Source organism: Actinomadura sp. KC216, from assembly GCF_004348535.1.
Taxonomy (GTDB): Bacteria; Actinomycetota; Actinomycetes; order Streptosporangiales; family Streptosporangiaceae; genus Spirillospora.
Genome location: NZ_SMJX01000657.1, coordinates 1 through 778, shown reverse-complemented (window position 1 = coordinate 778; position 778 = coordinate 1). Strand labels below are relative to the sequence as shown.

Here is a 778-nt window from a genome sequence, read left to right as displayed (position 1 = left end):
CGCAGATGAAGAGAAGGCCCGCGGCGTCCCGGCGCAGTTGCTCGCCGACGCTCGGCCGCGCGGGCGGGCGGGAATCATCGTCGTAGTAGAAGACGTACAGAGTAGGTGTCTTCTTACCTTTGGGAGTTCTCCTTCAAGCGCTGAACACGGGCCACGAAGGAGGCTGCGGCACTCTCCACGCGAACACGGCGGCGGACGTTCCGGCCCGGCTCGAAGCGCTGGCGTGCGCGGCGGGCCTGACCCGGGAGGCGGTCCACAGCCAGCTGGCCGCCGCGCTGGACATCGTGGTCCACCTGGTCCGCGACCCGGGTGGAGGCCGTCGGCGCGTGGCCGAGATATGCCTGTTCCGCCGGGCGTCCGATGGGCTGGTCGGCGTCGTCCCCGCGGTGTCGTTCACCGCGTCCGGCGAAGTCATCCCCGGCCCCGGTGCCGACGCTCTCGCCGCCCGCCTGGCAACAGGTCCACGAGCATGATCGCCCTACTCGCGGCCCTCTGCTCAGCCGCCGCCGTCTGGACGTTCCTGACCCCGCCCACTGCCGTCCACCGCCTGAACCGCCTCCTGACTCATCCACCCGCCAACCCGTTCCTCCTGATCAAGGCCAGAGCGATATCCATACGCGACCGCCGGTCCCTTCCACACCGCTGGCGCACCTCCATCATCGAACTCTGCGACGCCATGGCCGCCGAGCTCACCGCCGGCCGAACCCCCGACGAGGCGTTCACGGCGGCCACCGCCGTCCTGGACCCGCACATCGCCGCGGAACTCCTCAGCCTCCCC

Annotated in this window: 2 pseudogenes; both read left to right on the top strand. The window is 70.6% G+C overall.

The window, feature by feature from the left end:
• Positions 1-128: 128 nt before the first annotated feature.
• Positions 129-473 (top strand): annotated as a pseudogene (locus E1264_RS42845) (ATPase, T2SS/T4P/T4SS family); the annotation flags it as partial.
• Positions 470-778 (top strand): annotated as a pseudogene (locus E1264_RS42840) (type II secretion system protein); the annotation flags it as partial. The pseudogenes E1264_RS42845 and E1264_RS42840, both read left to right, overlap by 4 nt.